Consider the following 17541-nt stretch of genomic DNA (forward strand, 5'->3'; position numbering starts at 1 on the left):
AAGTAACTTCTAAGAAACGGATCATTGTAATGATCCGTTTTTTTTAGGACTTTGGAAAGGAGAAATAAGAATGCCAAAAATAAAATGGGGTATTTTAAGTACGGCAGATATTGGGCAAACTCAAGTGATTCCCGCCATTAAACGTTCTGTCCATGGAGAGGCAACAGCGATTGCCAGCCAAAGTCAAAAGGCTAAAGATGTGGCTGCAAGCTTGGAGATTCCGAGGACATATGATTCATACGAAGAATTATTAGCGGATCCTGAAATACAAGCTGTTTATATTCCATTACCAAATCATTTGCATGCAAAATGGACAATGGAAGCAGCAAAAGCTGGTAAACATGTGTTGGTTGAGAAGCCAGCTGCTTTGACAGAGGCAGAAACAATTGAAATGATGAATGCGTGTGAGCGTTATGGTGTGAAAATGATGGAAGCGTTCATGTACCAATTTCATGCCCAACATAAACGTGTAAAAGATATTATTAAAACGGGAGAAATAGGCGAGGTAAAGTATATGTATGCCAGTCATTCGTTTTTATTAAGTGATGATGAGGATAATATTCGTTTATCTTCGGAAAAAGGGGGAGGGGCCCTATATGACGTTGGCTGTTATAATATCCATGCTATCAGGCATATTTTAGGAGCTGAACCAATAGAAATAATGGGCTTTGCAGATCTGAATAATCCTTATGATGTAGACTTAACTACCACAGCGCATATGACGATGGATAATGGTGTGCGAGCGATGTTTGATTGCAGTTTTGAAATGACTAATCGAAATGAATACCGCGTGGTTGGCACTCTAGGAGAGATTATATGCAGAAATGCTTATCGTCCAGATCTTGTTGGACATCAAGGGGAATTATTGGTTAAAAGCGGAGGGGAGACCCGAAAAGAAGTGATTATGTGTGATCAATATATGATGCAAGTGGATCATTTTGCAGAATGTATACTTAACGATCAAACCCCAGCATATACGCCATTGGATACCGTGCAAAATATGAAAATAATTGAAGCTTGTTATAAATCAATCAAAGATCAAAGTATTGTTAAGTTGTAACTTTTAATTGAGGTCTGTTAAGTGCGAAACATAAGTTTTTTCTGTGAGTATATGAAAGAAGAGTTTAGACAGATCAACATTGATTATACTTACTATATACTGCCAGACGAGCAAAATTTCCAGTTTGTGTATCCAGTTGTGGAAGAGCTGGTTATGTAAAAAACAAAGAAGTGGAAAGAGGCATTCAGGATCTTGGATGCCTCTTTAAGTTTTCAAACCAATGATTAAGGCTAAATGGCAACCCAGTGTCCGGCAGACACTTCCACTAGTTTTGTGTTTTCAACATTATACTCTTTTTTCTCTGTTTTAATTGATCCATCATTTTTTCTTTTTTGTGTTTCAATCTTTGGATCCGGGATAGGGATCGAGGCCAATAACGATTTTGTGTAATCATGCTGAGGGTTAGAATATAATTCTTCACTTTCGGCCAACTCTACTATTTTTCCTTTATACATGACGGCTACCCTATCGCTAATGTGTTTAACCATGGAAAGATCATGAGCGATGAACAGGTAGGTGAGACCGAGCCGTTGTTGCAAATCTTCCATCAATTCAACGATCTGTGCTTGGATGGAGACATCGAGGGCTGATAATGGCTCGTCACACACGATGAAGGCAGGGTCGACTGCTAATGCCCTGGCGATACCGATTCGTTGTCTTTGCCCTCCAGAGAATTCATGCGGATATCTCATCGCGAATGCAGGATCCAAACCAACCATATCAAGCAAAGTCTCAACCCGTTTCTTTCGATTTGATTTATTGGTGGCGAGATGATGGACATCCAGTGCTTCACCTATGATATCCAATACCCGCATCCTTGGATTGAGAGAAGCATAAGGATCTTGAAAGATCATTTGCATATGACGCCGCATGATGAGCATTTCATTAGGAGAAAAGTCGTTTAGCGCCATACCTTTAAAAAGAATATCCCCTCCGGTAGGGGTATGTAATTGAAGGATTGAGCGTCCGGTAGCGGATTTACCGCTTCCTGATTCGCCGACGATTCCTAATGTTTCCCCAGCTTTAATACTGAAAGAAATATCATCTACTGCTTTTATTGTATTGCCTTTGCCAATATCGAAGTATTGCTTAAGATTGCGCACTTCCAGCAACGGGACATCTTCAGTATTTCTGATTATATTAGGTACCGGTTTCAATTTCTTCTTTTCATTTAGTTTCGGAAGTGCATGAAGTAACTTCTTTGTATAAGGGTGAGTGGGTGAGGTAAAGATTTTCTCTGTCGAACCAGTCTCTACAATTTCCCCGTTTTGCATGACGGCTACTCGGTCGCACATTCCAGCTACTACACCAAAGTCATGCGTGATTAAAATGATTGAAGTTCCGAACTTTTCTTGCATCTTCTTCATTAGATTAAGGATTTGCGCCTGAATGGTGACGTCAAGAGCAGTTGTAGGTTCATCTGCTATTAGCAAAGACGGTCGGCATGCCAATGCTATTGCAATCATTACCCGCTGTCTCATTCCCCCAGAAAATTCATGAGGATACTGTTCATAGCGAATTTCGCTGTCCTTAATACCGACCAATTCCAACATATCGAGCGCTTGGTTTTTGGCTTGTTTATCGGATAGATTTTCGTGTTTTATTAATCCTTCTGCAATCTGATCTCCGATTTTCATGGTCGGATTCAAAGATGTCATTGGATCTTGGAATATCATTCCGATATCGCGTCCACGAATGACCTCCATTTCTTTTTCTGAGTATTTCCCAATATCTTTTCCGTTAAAGAGAACCGTTCCGTTCTTTCGTCTGGCGCTCACTGGTAACAGCTGCATGATTGAACGTGCAGTGACGCTTTTACCACTGCCTGATTCACCGACAATTCCTAAGGTTTCTCCTTTATTAAGTGAAAAGCTGATATTTTGTACAGCTTGAAATTCCTGTTCTTCTTGTTCAAAAGATACCGATAGGTGTTGCACTTGCAATAATGAATTCATCAAAAGACACCTGCCAAATCATCATATTGGTCCAAAAAAGGCTAATGGATATATTTCCTCGTACTGTTGACTTTTACCAATTGCTAAAATAAAATATACTATACCACTCGGAAAAGTGCAATTATTCTTAAATCTTTTGTTTATACGAATGATTATATGTATTCGGCTAAACGCTGAAGGAAAAAAGGAGGGGATATTATTGATTAATGAGCAGGAGTGGAAGGGGAACCATTCTTTTGTACAGAGGATAGATCAAATTTTTAGGAAAATGATGGCTAACTCTGCATATAAAAGTTTCCTCCTGATTTTGGGGGCTCCGCTCTTTTTAATTGTTATGTTTTATTATCTTTTCAAAAGAAACAAAGGTAGTTATACAGCTGCAGAAGCAGAGCTAAAGCAATCCCTTATCGATTCTGGCCATTTCACTGCTTTTAAGAAGGACTATCAGGATCAGCTTAGAAAAAAGCGGGATTTCTTTGACAAGAAAGTAGACGATAAGGAGATTGAGCAAAAAGCAACCCAACTTGCCGAGCATCGATTAAATGTCTATATATCAGAGTTAATGGTCTCTTCGACTCGCGATGATAGTGAACCGTGGAAAGGGAAGATGCAGTTCGAGGATGTATTTTCTGTATTGCTCCGCGAAAGGTGGTTCTTCTTCATTTCCTTCATTGCTGGTTTTTTTATGTACATATTGATGTTTATCTTTAGTTACCCTTATGTAAAATACGTGATGGAACGTTTAATCATGACTATTTTCGTTGTTTTGGGTGTAAGTATACTTGTCTTTACGATTTTGTATATTTCACCGTTCAATCCTGCTGCTAACATATTGGGAGAAACGGCAACGAAGGAGCAGATTGCCGCATTCAATACTTTGCATGGATTGGATCAGCCCTACTTTATTCAATTACGAGACACCATAATCGGAATCTTCACTTTTGATCTAGGTAGTTCTTTTGCTGGAAATGAAGACGTGATATCTTCCATTATGCGTAAGTTTCCAATTACATTGACGATCGCCGTCTTTTCTTTATTGCTCGCAGTACTGGTCGCATTACCAACCGGAATCATTTCGGCTATCAGAAGGAATACAATCTTTGATCATTCTTTTATGTTAATTGCCTTGCTTGGACTATCAATTCCGAGTTTCTGGCAAGGGCTGATCTTCATATTGGGCTTCTCGGTTCATTTAGAATGGCTACCTGCAACGTATCGTGCTAACAATTGGCTTTCGCTAATCATGCCTGTCGTGGTACTTGGAACAGGACTGACAGCTGCAGTTGCCAGAATGACCAGGTCATCGACACTTGAAGTCATACATGAAGATTATATGTTGACGGCAAGGGCAAAAGGTTTAAGTGGAAAAAGAGTTGTCATGAGACATGCAGTACCAAATGCTCTTATCCCAATTATTACGGTGATAGGACTACAATTTGGAGGAATGCTCGGAGGGGCAGCAGTCACAGAAAAAGTGTTTAATATCAGCGGTCTGGGCAGTTATATTGTCGATAAACAATTTATACCGGATGTGCCGGCAGTAATGGGCGCTGTCATCTATACAGCCATTATCATTTCTATTGTTAATATGTTCATCGATATCTTGTATGCATTCTTTGATCCGCGGATTCGGCATAAGATGAAACAATACTAAAGCAGGTGTATGAAATGAATAGTTTAAAAGCTTCACAGGAATATAGACAGGCGAAGTTCGCTTTAGGTATTTCTTTGATACTTACAATCATTTTTCTGCTAAATGTCTATGATTTCAAAAGTATGGAAAGTAGAGGATTTTTCTTATGGATGTTTGGGATTTATACCTGCTTTACTGCCATACAGGGCATTTTGCTGAGGAGAATGAAAATAGACTTACTGGAAAAAGGAGATATTTCGATTATTACCAGGAGGCTGGGGATTATTCAACTGGCAAGTCTATTCAGCGGGAATGTCTTTTTGACAGCAGCTGCGTTGATCTTGATTAAAAAGAAGAAAAATCTCTATTACTCTCTTGGAATTTATATGCTATTGGTTGATTGCTTTGTAATAGGTGTTTCTGCCCTTAATTTGTTTAAACCGTATGTGTCAAACAGTTTTATGACAGGAATGGCTACCTTGATTGCGATAACATTGTTCCATCTGTTAGGTGTTTTGTTGCTCCTGAAAGGGAGACTGCATAAGAAGGCATCCATCGTTGTCGCTATTTTCTTTCTGTTGAGCACCCTTACCGGAAATCTGTTTTCTCTAGTGTTTGGAATAACGATCCTACTAAGGGCTAGAAATCTGCAGTATGGTGTTAAGACTGAGTGGGAATCAATATGGGAAAGGTTATCAAAGCATTTTGCAGCGATGCTGAGTTTGTTTTTTATCATCTTTCTGTTCATGATTTCAGTGTGCAGTATGTTTACTTTTGAAATGAGTCTTGCAATCGAAAATAATTACGGAGCAATCTTGCAATCTCCGAGTCTCGTTTATCCATTCGGTACGGATAATTTCGGCAGGGACGTTTTTTCCAGGCTTGTATTCGGTGCTAGAATATCACTCATTGTTGGTTTCCTGGCTACCCTTATTCCTGTATTGATCGGAGGATTCCTAGGTGCCATCTCAGGCTATTATGGCAGACATACTGATAATATCATCATGCGGCTTTTAGATATTTTATATGCTATCCCAGGTATTTTGCTGGCGATTACAATCATTGCTGCCTTTGGAGCTAATACTGTTAATTTGATTATCGCCTTAAGCGTAGGGGCTATTCCTACATATGCCAGGACGATGCGCGCTAATGTGCTCCAGGTTTCTAATTATGAATTTGTAGAGGCTTCGAGGGCTCTTGGAGTAAAGGATCGTGCCATCATTTTCAAACATATCATCCCTAACTCCATGGCTCCTATGATCGTGAAATCCACTTTAACAATAGGTGCAGCTGTCATATCGACAAGCAGCTTAAGTTATCTTGGACTTGGGGTTGAACCACATATACCAGAATGGGGAAATATTTTGCGAATTGGAAGCGCCTACTTGGAATCTAATCCTTATCTTGCTATTTTTCCTGGAGTAGCAATCGTTTTGCTTGTGTTGTCATTCAATTTTCTTGGGGATGGTCTGAGGGATGCACTTGATCCTAAGCTTGATCGATCATCCTGATTATGAAAAGAAGCTTTATCAAATATGAATCATTTGGGGGAGTTATTTTGAAGATAAAAGGATTTATGCCGTTATTGCTTGTATTCTTATTGGTTCTTAGCGCATGCACAGTCCAAACAAAAGATGATGTAAGTAATAAAGTTAATGATGGTGAAAAAAAGGAAGCTTTTGAGATTGAAATATTGAGTACGAGTGCCAACGAGTCAGATGTAAATATTCTTCGTGATCAACTTACGAAAAATGGATTTGAAGTCAAATTGAATCTTCAACCGGATTTCGGAAGCTTTAAAGCACAGGAAGATGCAGGCAATTTCGATGTGTCTATGTCGAGTTGGACCACAGTTACGGGTAATCCGGATTATGCGGTGCGATCGTTGTTTATAACAGGAGGGGATTATAGCATTATATCAGATCCTAAATTGGATAAATTGATTAATAAAGCATCTACTCAAACTCCAGAAGAATATAAAGGAACCTACAAAGAGTTAGAAGACCACCTTGTATTTGAAAAGGCTTATATTGCTCCTTTGTATATATCCAACAAAAATCAAGCGGTTAATACAGATATATTAAAGGAAAAATCCGTACGTTTGTCGAAGTCGCGGGCCTTGGCGTGGGATTCAATTGATTTTGCCGATACTACAAAGCGTGATAAGGAACCTTTGAAATTGACACAGTCGATGTCTACGCTAACTTCTCTTGATCCAATCAAAGGGAATGATGGTTCCATCAACCAATTGAATACGAATATGTATATACGTTTGGTGAATTTGACTGACGATGATAAAATCACCTCGGATGCATCCTTATCGTTGAATCATGCCATTGCTGAAGGAAATACGGAATATTATTTTGTACTCAGAAATGACATTCGGTTTGCTAAAGTAGAAAATAAAAAGGCAGTTGACTCAGGTGAAAGAGTCGGAGCAGAAGATGTCATATTTTCCTTGAATCGTGCGAAAGACAAAGATTCCGTACCGGACCACAGAACATACAGCTTGCATGAGCATATCAAGAAAGTAGAAATCGTTGAGGACGTGGCGAGCCTTGAATCAGTGAAGCTTTCCAATGAGAAAGGCACCGTAAAGGACGCTCTTAATAAAGATCTGGAAAGTGAAATAACGGGACTAGTCAAAGCAAAAGAGGATGCCGATCAAAAAAATGGGAAGTATCAAGTCGTAAAAATGACAACAACTGAGCCATTCCCACAGGTGTTGAATTATCTGGCCCACCAATCTGCAGGAATTGTTTCGAAAAAACAAGTTGAAAGCATCAATACTTATGATGTAGCTTCTTTCGATGTCAAGAAAGATATCCCTTATGGAGATCAAAGTACGGTAACCGAGGGCAGCCAATATAATAACACGTTATATACAAGCGGACCTTATATAATGCTGTACAAAAATGACTATGAAGCTGTATTCCAAAAGAACCCTGCTTATATGGAAGGGGGAGAATACGAACCATATATTAATAGAGTTTCCGTACGATTTATCAAAGACCCTGATAGCGCATTTAGTGCACTACGAAGCAGTGAAATCGACATGCTATCCGGTGTACCAGAAACAAAGTTTGATATTCTTAAGGAAGACAGCAAGATGAAACTACAAAGCATCCAGAGTAATGCCGTTTCTTACTTGTTATTTAACACGAAAAATCGTGATGTTGCACAAAGTGAGAACTTAAGAAAGGCAGTTCTTTATTCCATTAATCAGGATGAGTTCATTCAATTCTATAAAGGCGATAAAGCAAAGGCTATTTCAACCGTCAGCCCACTTGTTGATACAGGTAACGAATTATCCCCTGATGCTGGAAAAGTCAAAAAAGCTTTAGAAGCCTATCGCTCTGAAAAGTAAATAGAAACAAAAAAAGAATCCCGAAAAGGATTCTTTTTTGTTCAGTATGACTGATTAAGAATATATTCTGTATATACAAAATACGAAACTGGGAAAGGAAAACAACTGATTTTCTATCGCCGGGTTCAATTATGGTATTGATTAGTTATAGGTATTTATAATTTACCAGCCTCTCGAAGCCCCGCCGCCGCCAGATGAACCGCCACCGCCGCCGCGATTTCCACCTCCACGACCTCCGCCGTTCCTTGAAAATGCAGACAGAATGTGAAGAAGCATATAAGTAAATGTACCACCAAAGAAAGTCATATCAATAATGATAAATGTAACAAGTGCAGCTCCTATTAATAGTTTTTTCCAGGTCGCCATACCGCCTTCATTATTTACTTCGGAGACATAAGCTTTCGAATCGGTTGATTCATTTAGTTGATATTCCTGAGAGACGACATTAAATAATTCCTTATACGTATTGATGACAGCCTCGTTAGGTTGGTTAGATTGCATATATGGAATAGTATACGTGTCCAATATTCTGCCAACCTTTCCATCAGGCAATGCCCCTTCAAGACCGTATCCAACTTCAATACGGGCTTTTCTATCCTTATTCGCTATTAATAAAAGGACACCATTATTAAGTTCCTTATCACCTAGCTCATATGTACGGAAGGCATCCAGTGCGTATTCTTCAGGTGTTTGATTATCTAAAGTATTTACGGTTAACACAGCAATTTGGGCTTTTGTTTGATCTTCCAATGTACGACCTAACTGAATCAACTGTTGTTTCTCACTGTCATCTAATAGATTGGCGAAATCCTGAACGTAAATATCCCCTTGTGGTTTGGGAACAGCTGCGGACACTGGACTTCCAATCAAGCTGACCAATAAGAATAAGAAAGTCGCCATTGAGTGGAGAATTCTTTTAAACATCATTCAGTTCCATTAAAATCTACTGTCGGTGCCTGCTCTGCGCCATCAGCAGCTTTAAAATATTCCTTGCTATCAAAATTAAATAATCCGGCAATCAAGGCACCGGGAAATTGCTTCACTTTTTTATTATAAGTGGATACTTCCGTATTATAATCCTGTCTTGCTACAGCAATCCGATTTTCAGTACCGGCCAGTTCATCCATTAATTGCTGGAAACTTTGATTGGCCTTCAGATCAGGATAGTTTTCAACAACAACTAATAGTCGATTTAATGCACCTGTAAGTTCATCATTGGCCGTTGCTTGTTCCTGCGGTGTATTAGCACCGGCAAGATTTGCACGAGCAGTTGAGACATCATTTATAACGGCTTCTTCATGCTCGGCATACCCTTTAACGGTATTAACTAAATTAGGAATTAAGTCCATCCTTCTTTGTAATTGGTTGTCGATCTGGGAATAAGCTTTATCGACATTCTCTTCTGCGTTCACAAAGCCATTATAACTCGAAGCAAACATAGCGATTATAATGCCAATAACCACAACCCCAGCAAGTAATATGATTGATCCTCTTTTCAATATTTTTGCACTCCTTTCTTACACTATATAACGTTTGATGGGTGAAAAAGTTTCATTAATCATCATACCCCTAAATATAAAAAAGCAATCTTAGTTGAAAGGCTTCATTTCCTAATTATAATGGGGTTTACCTAATAAAAAGAATGTTTTAATTAATATTCTTGCCAAATTGTCAGGTTAGTATAGTAAAGAGAAATGTTAAAGAGAGGTCAGTCTAAATCAGATAATAATTTGCAAGCAAGTTGAAGCCAATTGAATAAAATGCGACAGAGTACTGTCGGCCATTTATTATCTAAACAGTATAGGAAGAGTTTTGTTGAACTATTCTCCAAGTTCTAGGTGATAACCTGGCTATTGTATTAAATGGTTAAAGGGTTGTGAATTGAGGAATATATTGACTATCTTATTCTTGGAAGGGGTTGTTTATGATTAGACGGGAGTTAAATACTCTTGTCTTTATCTTAATTGTGGTTATTAATGCTTTGGCTAACTTGCTGCCAATCAACGGTCAGACGACAGGAGAAATATCAAATCGAATTGATGTATTAATCACACGTGCAGGTTACGCATTTTCTATCTGGTCTTTAATATTTTAATAGGTATATGGATTATTCGACAGTATCCAAGGGAGCGTCGAGGATTGCCTGTTTATACAAATACTAGCATTATATTTATGTTAAGCGGGCTATTGAACTGTACGTGGATCCTGACCTGGCATTATGAATATTTCATAGCTAGTCTTGCTGTTATGTTTACCTATTTAATCAGTTTGATCATCTTGTATAGGCGAATGAAAAATAGCAATCCTGGCTTATTAGACATCGCACCATTTTCAATCAATCTTGGATGGATTAGTGTTGCGACAATTGTTAATGTAGCTTATGTATTGAAAGAATATGGGTGGGACGGCTTTGGTTTATCCGGTGAGATATGGACAGCTATTATGCTTGTGGTTGGTACAGGACTGGCGATTATCTTTAAATTTAAGGAATCGAATTATTGATATCCCTTTGTCTTTGTTTGGGCATACAATGCGATTGGAATTCGTAATCAGGAGACTTCAGAGGGCATTGCCTACATGGCATATGGGTTGGCTGTTATCATCTTTATTGCATCATGTATCCCGGTAAACAAACAAAAACAAACATATAATCACAACGTAAGGTAGATAAATAGTTAATGTTAAAGAGGCTGGGACAAATAAAACGAAATAAAGACAATAGAGCTCAGCATAATCCTCCTTCAAATATACCGATCAGAATGCTAGTTTATAAATTTGAAAGGGATATGAAGGGTATACATAAAAGAAAGTTTGGAGAATTATTCCGTGATTGGCTGAACCGGATTCATTTAAATAATGATGAGCTGAATCGTCAATTAAGCGAAATATATGAAAGATCTCGTTATGGGGAAGAGGATATTCCGAAAAACGATGTAAAGGTATTTAAAGAGATGCTTAAGCAAATTAAGAAACAATTGGATAAATCAGCTGAATAATTGGATATAAATAGATATGATAAGCACCGACTGGATAATAAATAACAAAAATATATTATAGCACGTGCAATAATGAATTAAATTTATAGCAATGTAATAATACAGCTGCTCACAGATATTCTTCTAGAAGGATAAAAATTTCATGATTATTAGTTAGATAAATAAGTAAAAGGGCTTATCTTCCTTAAATATTAAAATGACTTTGGGCATCTTTTCATATCCGTAGGTAACGACTTATACTAAAAATATAAATTAGTCAGAATATTTGGTATTATGGAATTGGAAAAACTCTAAAGCAGGGAGGATGAAAGATTTGTTGATTCATTCACACGAAAAGAGTTTACATAAAAATAGAAGCAGGATAAGTACACAGGTACCCTATATGGATAATCCGGATCAAAAACTTGATGTTTTATTAAATGTAGCCGGGAATGTACTTTTGGTTCAAGGTTATCTGATGGAATTTGAGAAGATGATTCAATTATCTAAAGATGCAAAAAGGATAAAGAGACAGTACATAAAAATTATGAATTATATTAATGCGGAATTGCATGAAGATTATCGGGAATATTATTCAGAACGTGCCCAAACTTTATATGCTGAGTATATGAGATCATCTAAAAAAAGAAACTTTGGAGGAATCCATATACTTCATAGATACATACCACAGCGTAAATCCATCTATTAATAACTAATCATATTATTTTTCTGATCTTTATAAGAGCCTCATTTCCTTTTTAGGGAATGAGGCTCTTAGTTTATTTTACAATACTAGGAATACTTAGGAAAAAAGTATATACTTCGACAAAACTTGTTATTATACTAGGACTATAGACTTGTTTTACCAAAAATTACAAATAGGTAAAGTGTATAAAACTTTTCAATAATCCAGTAACGAAGGGTAAGAAGTGACGTGGAATGTATGAGTAAAATAAATATTCTTATAGGAGAGAGTCAGGCCATTATTCGTGATGGATTATTTATGATTTTGAAGGATGAACATGACTTTGAAATGACAGGTTGTGCTGGAGATACTGATAGTCTTATAAAAATGATGTCTGAGCAAAAACCAGATGTAATACTCCTTGATAGCAATCTTCCTCCAAATGGAGGGAATGAAGCCTTAGCAATCATTAAAAATGCCTATCCTTCCAGTCAAGTAATCATGCTTGCAGCGGATACAAATGAAGATGAAATCATCGATAGTATCAAAAAGGGAACAACCGGGTATATTTTAAAAAATGTGGAAACGAAGCATCTTCTTTATTCAATTAGGCAATGCGTGAATGGGCATATCGTACTGCCCTCTATTATTCAAAAGAATTTAATTATGTATTTACAAAATGAACCATCATCGCCAATACCAATTAAACTGGAGAAACAGGGAATTAACCTGAACGATCGGGAACATGACATTATTAAACTATTGTCAGAAGGGCATACAAATGAACAAATAGCCCACTATTTATTCTTATCTAATGGTACAGTTAAGAATTATGTAAGTCAGCTATACAGAAAGTTTAAAGTAAATAACCGTTCAGAATTGATGGCTTATATATATTCTTTAGTGAATTAAATAAATAGGAATGAAATAGTCGATTGAACTTCACCCAAGAATGGTCGATAAATAGAGTGGGATTCTTTTTAATACTCACTAAATTATTGATTAGGCTGCTAGAAATGAAAAGAGGTGAGCTATCTTTGTTTAGTCATTATTATACCTATGGATTCATGTCGCCGGCTGTATTCATCAAGATAGCTGAAGAGGCCAAACTTATTGTACCGCTTGAAAGGTTAATTATCCGGCAAGTTATCCAGCAAATTAAGGTATGGAAAAGGGAAGGGATATATATTCAACTTATTTCAATAAATATATCTGTTATTCATTTTTCACAGGAGGACTTTGTTGAATTTTTTGCAGAAGCATTAAAAGAATATGGGTTAACCGGGAAAGAAATTGGTATTGAAGTGATCGAAACTATCATGATGCATGATAAACAGGAAAATAATCATTTATTACAACAGCTCCGTCAAATGGGGATACAAGTCAGTATTGACGATTTTGGAACCGGATATAGTTCATTTAGTTATTTAAATCAATTGGCTGTTGACACTTTAAAGATTGATAAAAGCTTTGTTGATGATTTCGAAAGTAATAGTAAAATCATTTCTGCTATTATTTCGATGTCACATTCTCTAAATTTGAAAGTAATCGCTGAAGGTGTGGAGACGGATAAGCAGATGGCATTTCTAAAAAGTATCCGCTGTGACGAAGTCCAAGGTTATTTATATTCAGAACCTGTGCCTGCACATGAACTAAAAACAAAGCTTAGGAGAATCGCTAATTAACTAGTAAATTAGGTCCTTGTTCTTATGCATAGAACAAGAGGCTTTTTAGTTGAGGGAAAGTATCTGTCCAAAAATAAAAAACGCGAGCAAGGCTATTAGGATCTATTGCCTTCTCGCGTTTTATTCAATTTTAATCGAAGCATCCATCATCTGTGCAAAATTCATTTACATGTTGTTTGTTTGAAGCGGTCATTAATGCCATATCATATTCTTCTTCCCATACATCCTGAAGCACTTCTTTAAGTGTTTCAGTGCTTTGGGCTCCGGAGATGGCATATTTATTATTGAATACGAATAAAGGGACTCCCTTAACTCCTATTTGTTCGGCTATTTGTATATCCTCATTTACTTGTTGTTTATATTGCTCCGTGTTAAGTACATCTAGTACTTCATGTCCGGGAAGTCCTATTTCATTTGTAAGTTTCAGAAGGGTTGCGCGGTCTCCTATATGCAGTGATTCAGAAAAATAAGCTTTAAGTATTCGTTCAGTCATCTCCTCGCTTTTCCCATACTCCTTAGCATAGTGGGTAAGACGGTGAGCATCTGTTGTATTTGTAGGAATCATTGAATCAAAGCGAAATATAATCCCTTCTTCGCGGGCCTGTTCAGATATATGTTCATTCATTTTTCTGGCATGGTCAACTGTAGTGCCATATTTAGCAGCAATAAGCTCATGAATATTTGAATTTGATTTCTTTGGAGCATCAGGCTGCAGTTGATAGCTGTGAAAATGTACTTCTATCTGATCTTTGTATATGAATTCAGCTATGGCGGCTTCTAATCGCCGTTTCCCTATATAACAGAAAGGACAAGCATAATCGAACCATATATCAACTCTCATTTTTCAAGCCTCCCTGGTCTATCTGGTTGTATGTTCAAAGTATACATTTTCAAATAGGGCATGACAATATACATGCTTGCAGGTGTGTGTCTTATCGGGTAACAGTTCGGAGTTTAATTGCTCTATGTAGTTTGCCTTAGATACATATTATACATGTTGATATATATATGAATGCTGCAACCAGAGTATCTGGACTAATTAAATTTTCCGCTTTTGAACAAAGGAATACTGCATTGGATTTACAAAGGAATCCTGATAAATACAGTTATTTTATTTGATTATAATGACTTTTACAACAATGGAATAATCCTTTTTAAAAAGCGAAAGAGATATGTCACTTTATACATGGTTATCAATAAAACAATGAAATTGAGTTAAATAATGTCATTTATTTAGATAGTTATATATAATTAATAGAAATACTCGAAATATTTGAAGTATTTATTGGTTAGAGAGTGGGAGGGATTTTTGAGTGGTCACAAAACAGGATACGAATCAGCCGTTGCGCAAGGAAGTAAAATTGCTAGGCAATATACTAGGAGAGGTTCTCATCTATCAGGGTGGACAAGAGCTTTTTAATACCGTTGAAAAGATTCGTACAATGTGTAAATCTCTTCGTTTACACGTGGAAGATGAGACGTATCATACATTAAAAAAGGAAATAGAAATGCTTAGCCCAGAGACAAGAATGCAAGTTATTAAGGCTTTTTCCGTTTATTTTCACTTAATAAATGCAGCTGAACAAAATCATCGTATTCGACGAAAGCGTGAATATCAACTGAACAATTCCGATGAGCAGCCTGGTTCAATTGAAAAAGCCATCCAATCTATGAAGGATAAAAATATTAGTGGTGAAATTATACAGCATGTTCTTGAACGAATATCACTGGAATTGATTATTACTGCCCATCCTACAGAGGCGGCTAAACGGTCTATATTAGAAATCCAAAAGAGATTATTACTTCTCCTTAAAACGCTTAATAATCCTATGTTAACCGAAAATGAATATAAGGAAATTAAAGAAGACCTCTATAATGAGATTACTACTTTATGGCATTCTGATGAATTAAGGGACAGGAAACCAACAGTCATTGATGAAGTCAGAAATGGATTGTATTATTTTGATAAGATTTTCTTTGATGTCATACCCGAAATACATCAGGAAGTAGAAGACAAATTGACTGAACATTACAGCGGTGAAATCTGGAATGTGCCAAATTTTCTTCGATTCGGTTCATGGATTGGAGGGGATCGGGATGGAAATCCGTATGTAACCCCAGCTGTTACATGGGAAACTCTAAATAGACACAGAGCATTAGTTCTCAAAAAATATGAAAAGGCTTTAATTGAATTAATGAAACGTTTATCTCACTCAACAGTCCAAATTAGAGTTGGTGATGAGATAATGAGATCGATAGAATTGGGAGAATCAAAATATATAAACGACGATAAAAAATGGCCTGTCAAAAATGAAGCGTACCGTCGTAAATTGGCTATTATGGTTGAACGTGTCCGCATGGTGGCTAATGATGAACGAGGGTATCAAACATCGGAAGAACTGCTTGAGGATCTACTGATGATTAAAGAAAGTATAGATACGCATCATCCAAAAGGGCATCAGTTAAAGCTTTTACATAAATTAATTAGACAGGTTCAGTTGTTTGGCTTCCACCTTGGAACATTGGATATTCGAAATCATAGTGATGAGCATGCAGGTGCCATTGATGAAATCCTAAGGAAAATTAAGATTACAGACAGTTATGCAAATTTGACTGAGCCTGAAAAAGAAAAGCTGCTGGAAAAATTGTTGATGGATCCAAGGCCGCTATTGCTAGACAATGAAGAATATACCAAGGAAACGCAGGAAATTATTACGGTATTTAAATTAATCAAAAAGGCCCATAAAGAATTTGGAAAAGCATCCATTAGGGTCTATATCGTCAGTATGACACGTTCGGCAAGTGATTTGCTGGAAGTTTTATTATTGGCCAAAGAAGCGGGATTATATAAGCTTCATGCAGATGGTACAGTTGAAAGTGATTTGAATGTAGCTCCATTACTAGAAACAATAGAAGATTTGTCAAACGGACCTGCTATTTTAAAAGCATTGTTTGACCTGCCAGTTTATCGTGAGCATCTAAGAAAGCTGAAAAACCAGCAGGAAATTATGCTGGGGTATTCGGATGGCAGTAAGGATGGGGGGACTCTGACCGCCAATTGGAAGCTTTATAAAGCACAGATAGAACTGCATGAATTGGCAAAGGAATATGATATTTCAACAAAATTCTTTCACGGCCGTGGTGGTTCTCTTGGCCGTGGTGGCGGGCCTTTGAGCAGAAGTCTTCTCTCTCAGCCGCTCGAAACACTGGGAGACGGGGTGAAAATAACAGAGCAAGGAGAGGTATTATCGTCTCGTTATTTAATAGAAGACATCGCATATCGTTCCTTAGAGCAAGCAACGTCAACGCTTCTGGAAACGGCTGCTAATGTTTCGAAATCTTCTGAACAAGGCCATTTAAGGGATGATAGCTGGGTACGCGCCATGGAAAGTATCTCTGATATCTCTTATGAAAAATATCAGTCACTTGTATTTAAGGATGAAGGTTTTTTAACTTACTTTAACCAAGCTACACCTCTAAAAGAAATTGGTGAACTGAATATTGGTTCCAGACCGATGGCTCGTAAAAACAGTGATAAGTTTGAAAATTTACGAGCTATTCCCTGGGTGTTTGCCTGGACACAAAGCAGACAGTTATTTCCTGCTTGGTATGCTTCCGGTACTGGTCTAGCAACATACGCATATAAAGAAAAAGGCAATATAGAGACATTGAAAGAGATGTATCAGGATTGGCCATTCTTTAGATCCACAATTGATAATTTGCAAATGGCATTAATGAAAGCAGATCTTAAAACAGCGAAAGAATATGCTGATTTGGTTGAAGATCCTTTAATTGGAGATCGGATATTTGAGGATATAGTGGAAGAGTACAACAAAACCAAATCAGTTCTGCTTGAGATAACTGGAGATGAAGAATTACTTGATCAAACACCGAATATTAAGGATTCAGTTCGTCTTCGAAATCCTTATGTGGACCCATTGAATTTCATTCAAGTTCACTTAATTAAAGAACTAAGAAGTTTAAAGGAAGTGGATACCCAATTAGTTGTTCAGGTATTACATACGATTAATGGTATAGCCGCAGGTCTTCGTAATACAGGATGATTGATTAAGGTAGGGAGGATGACAGTAGAGTCATCCTTCTTTTTATTTTCTTGAAATGCGTAAAAGCATTTATTTGAATTTATTGTGAAAAATTAAAAATTAAATTTTACAGGTAAA

At 37.1% G+C, this 17541-nt stretch carries 15 protein-coding genes; 11 read left to right on the forward strand and 4 right to left on the reverse strand.

The features are described 5' to 3' along the window. Nucleotides 1-70: 70 nt before the first annotated feature. The gene (locus tag FHY47_RS02190) at nucleotides 71-1060 is read left to right on the forward strand and encodes a Gfo/Idh/MocA family protein (RefSeq protein ID WP_066100226.1); all 990 of its coding nucleotides are present in this window, start codon (nucleotides 71-73) and stop codon (nucleotides 1058-1060) included. A 230-nt stretch (nucleotides 1061-1290) separates the two neighbouring features. Here the strand turns inward: FHY47_RS02190 and FHY47_RS02195 are convergent, their stop codons facing one another. After that, nucleotides 1291-3015: an ABC transporter ATP-binding protein gene (locus tag FHY47_RS02195; protein ID WP_148629588.1), complete on the reverse strand. Its 1725-nt coding sequence runs from the start codon at nucleotides 3013-3015 to the stop codon at nucleotides 1291-1293. Between the two features lie 202 nt (nucleotides 3016-3217). Here FHY47_RS02195 and FHY47_RS02200 point away from each other — a divergent pair, with 202 nt between their 5' ends. The 3 genes from FHY47_RS02200 to FHY47_RS02210 are packed head-to-tail and all read left to right on the forward strand — an operon-like array spanning nucleotide 3218 to nucleotide 8015. Next, on the forward strand, nucleotides 3218-4669 hold the full coding sequence (locus FHY47_RS02200) for an ABC transporter permease (RefSeq protein ID WP_373925463.1): 1452 nt from the start codon (nucleotides 3218-3220) through the stop codon (nucleotides 4667-4669). A gap of 14 nt (nucleotides 4670-4683) precedes the next feature. Further along, nucleotides 4684-6159 (forward strand): ABC transporter permease, encoded by a 1476-nt coding sequence (locus FHY47_RS02205; RefSeq protein WP_139063783.1) that lies wholly within the window; start codon nucleotides 4684-4686, stop codon nucleotides 6157-6159. Nucleotides 6160-6206: 47 nt separating this feature from the next. After that, on the forward strand, nucleotides 6207-8015 hold the full coding sequence (locus FHY47_RS02210) for an ABC transporter substrate-binding protein (protein ID WP_395940458.1): 1809 nt from the start codon (nucleotides 6207-6209) through the stop codon (nucleotides 8013-8015). A 162-nt stretch (nucleotides 8016-8177) separates the two neighbouring features. Here FHY47_RS02210 and FHY47_RS02215 read toward each other — a convergent pair whose 3' ends face one another. Both FHY47_RS02215 and FHY47_RS02220 read right to left on the reverse strand, forming a co-directional pair. Next, nucleotides 8178-8939 carry a TPM domain-containing protein gene (locus FHY47_RS02215; protein WP_066102243.1) on the reverse strand — a complete coding sequence of 254 codons (762 nt, stop codon included), beginning with the start codon at nucleotides 8937-8939 and terminating at the stop codon, nucleotides 8178-8180. Further along, entirely contained in the window at nucleotides 8939-9454 is a 516-nt protein-coding gene (locus tag FHY47_RS02220) for a LemA family protein (protein WP_180349931.1), read from the reverse strand. Before FHY47_RS02220 ends, FHY47_RS02215 begins: the two co-directional genes overlap by 1 nt. A 485-nt stretch (nucleotides 9455-9939) precedes the next feature. On the opposite strand from FHY47_RS02220, the gene FHY47_RS19395 reads away from it, so the two are divergent. The 6 genes from FHY47_RS19395 (at nucleotide 9940) to FHY47_RS02245 (ending at nucleotide 13360) form a co-directional block, all read left to right on the forward strand. Beyond that, a complete protein-coding gene (locus tag FHY47_RS19395) occupies nucleotides 9940-10110 on the forward strand; it encodes a hypothetical protein (protein WP_225983674.1) in 171 nt (56 codons plus the stop codon). A 44-nt stretch (nucleotides 10111-10154) separates the two neighbouring features. Further along, nucleotides 10155-10517: a hypothetical protein gene (locus FHY47_RS19400; protein WP_257468940.1), complete on the forward strand. Its 363-nt coding sequence runs from the start codon at nucleotides 10155-10157 to the stop codon at nucleotides 10515-10517. A 176-nt stretch (nucleotides 10518-10693) separates the two neighbouring features. Next, nucleotides 10694-11011: a hypothetical protein gene (locus FHY47_RS02230; protein WP_066100214.1), complete on the forward strand. Its 318-nt coding sequence runs from the start codon at nucleotides 10694-10696 to the stop codon at nucleotides 11009-11011. 304 nt (nucleotides 11012-11315) lie between these two features. Continuing rightward, the gene (locus FHY47_RS02235; protein ID WP_139891203.1) at nucleotides 11316-11699 is read left to right on the forward strand and encodes a hypothetical protein; all 384 of its coding nucleotides are present in this window, start codon (nucleotides 11316-11318) and stop codon (nucleotides 11697-11699) included. A 234-nt stretch (nucleotides 11700-11933) separates the two neighbouring features. Beyond that, nucleotides 11934-12587, forward strand: a complete 654-nt coding sequence (locus FHY47_RS02240; RefSeq protein WP_066100207.1) for a response regulator — start codon at nucleotides 11934-11936, stop codon at nucleotides 12585-12587. 125 nt (nucleotides 12588-12712) lie between these two features. After that, nucleotides 12713-13360 (forward strand): EAL domain-containing protein, encoded by a 648-nt coding sequence (locus FHY47_RS02245; protein WP_187393413.1) that lies wholly within the window; start codon nucleotides 12713-12715, stop codon nucleotides 13358-13360. 130 nt (nucleotides 13361-13490) lie between these two features. Here FHY47_RS02245 and FHY47_RS02250 read toward each other — a convergent pair whose 3' ends face one another. Continuing rightward, nucleotides 13491-14201, reverse strand: coding sequence for a DsbA family oxidoreductase (locus FHY47_RS02250; RefSeq protein ID WP_066100201.1), 711 nt, complete (start codon nucleotides 14199-14201; stop codon nucleotides 13491-13493). Nucleotides 14202-14673: 472 nt separating this feature from the next. On the opposite strand from FHY47_RS02250, the gene ppc reads away from it, so the two are divergent. Beyond that, nucleotides 14674-17424, forward strand: coding sequence for a phosphoenolpyruvate carboxylase (gene ppc / locus FHY47_RS02255; protein ID WP_139891202.1), 2751 nt, complete (start codon nucleotides 14674-14676; stop codon nucleotides 17422-17424). Nucleotides 17425-17541 lie beyond the last annotated feature (117 nt).

It is taken from the genome of Bacillus sp. E214, assembly GCF_008087365.1.
GTDB lineage: Bacteria > Bacillota > Bacilli > Bacillales > Pradoshiaceae > Pradoshia.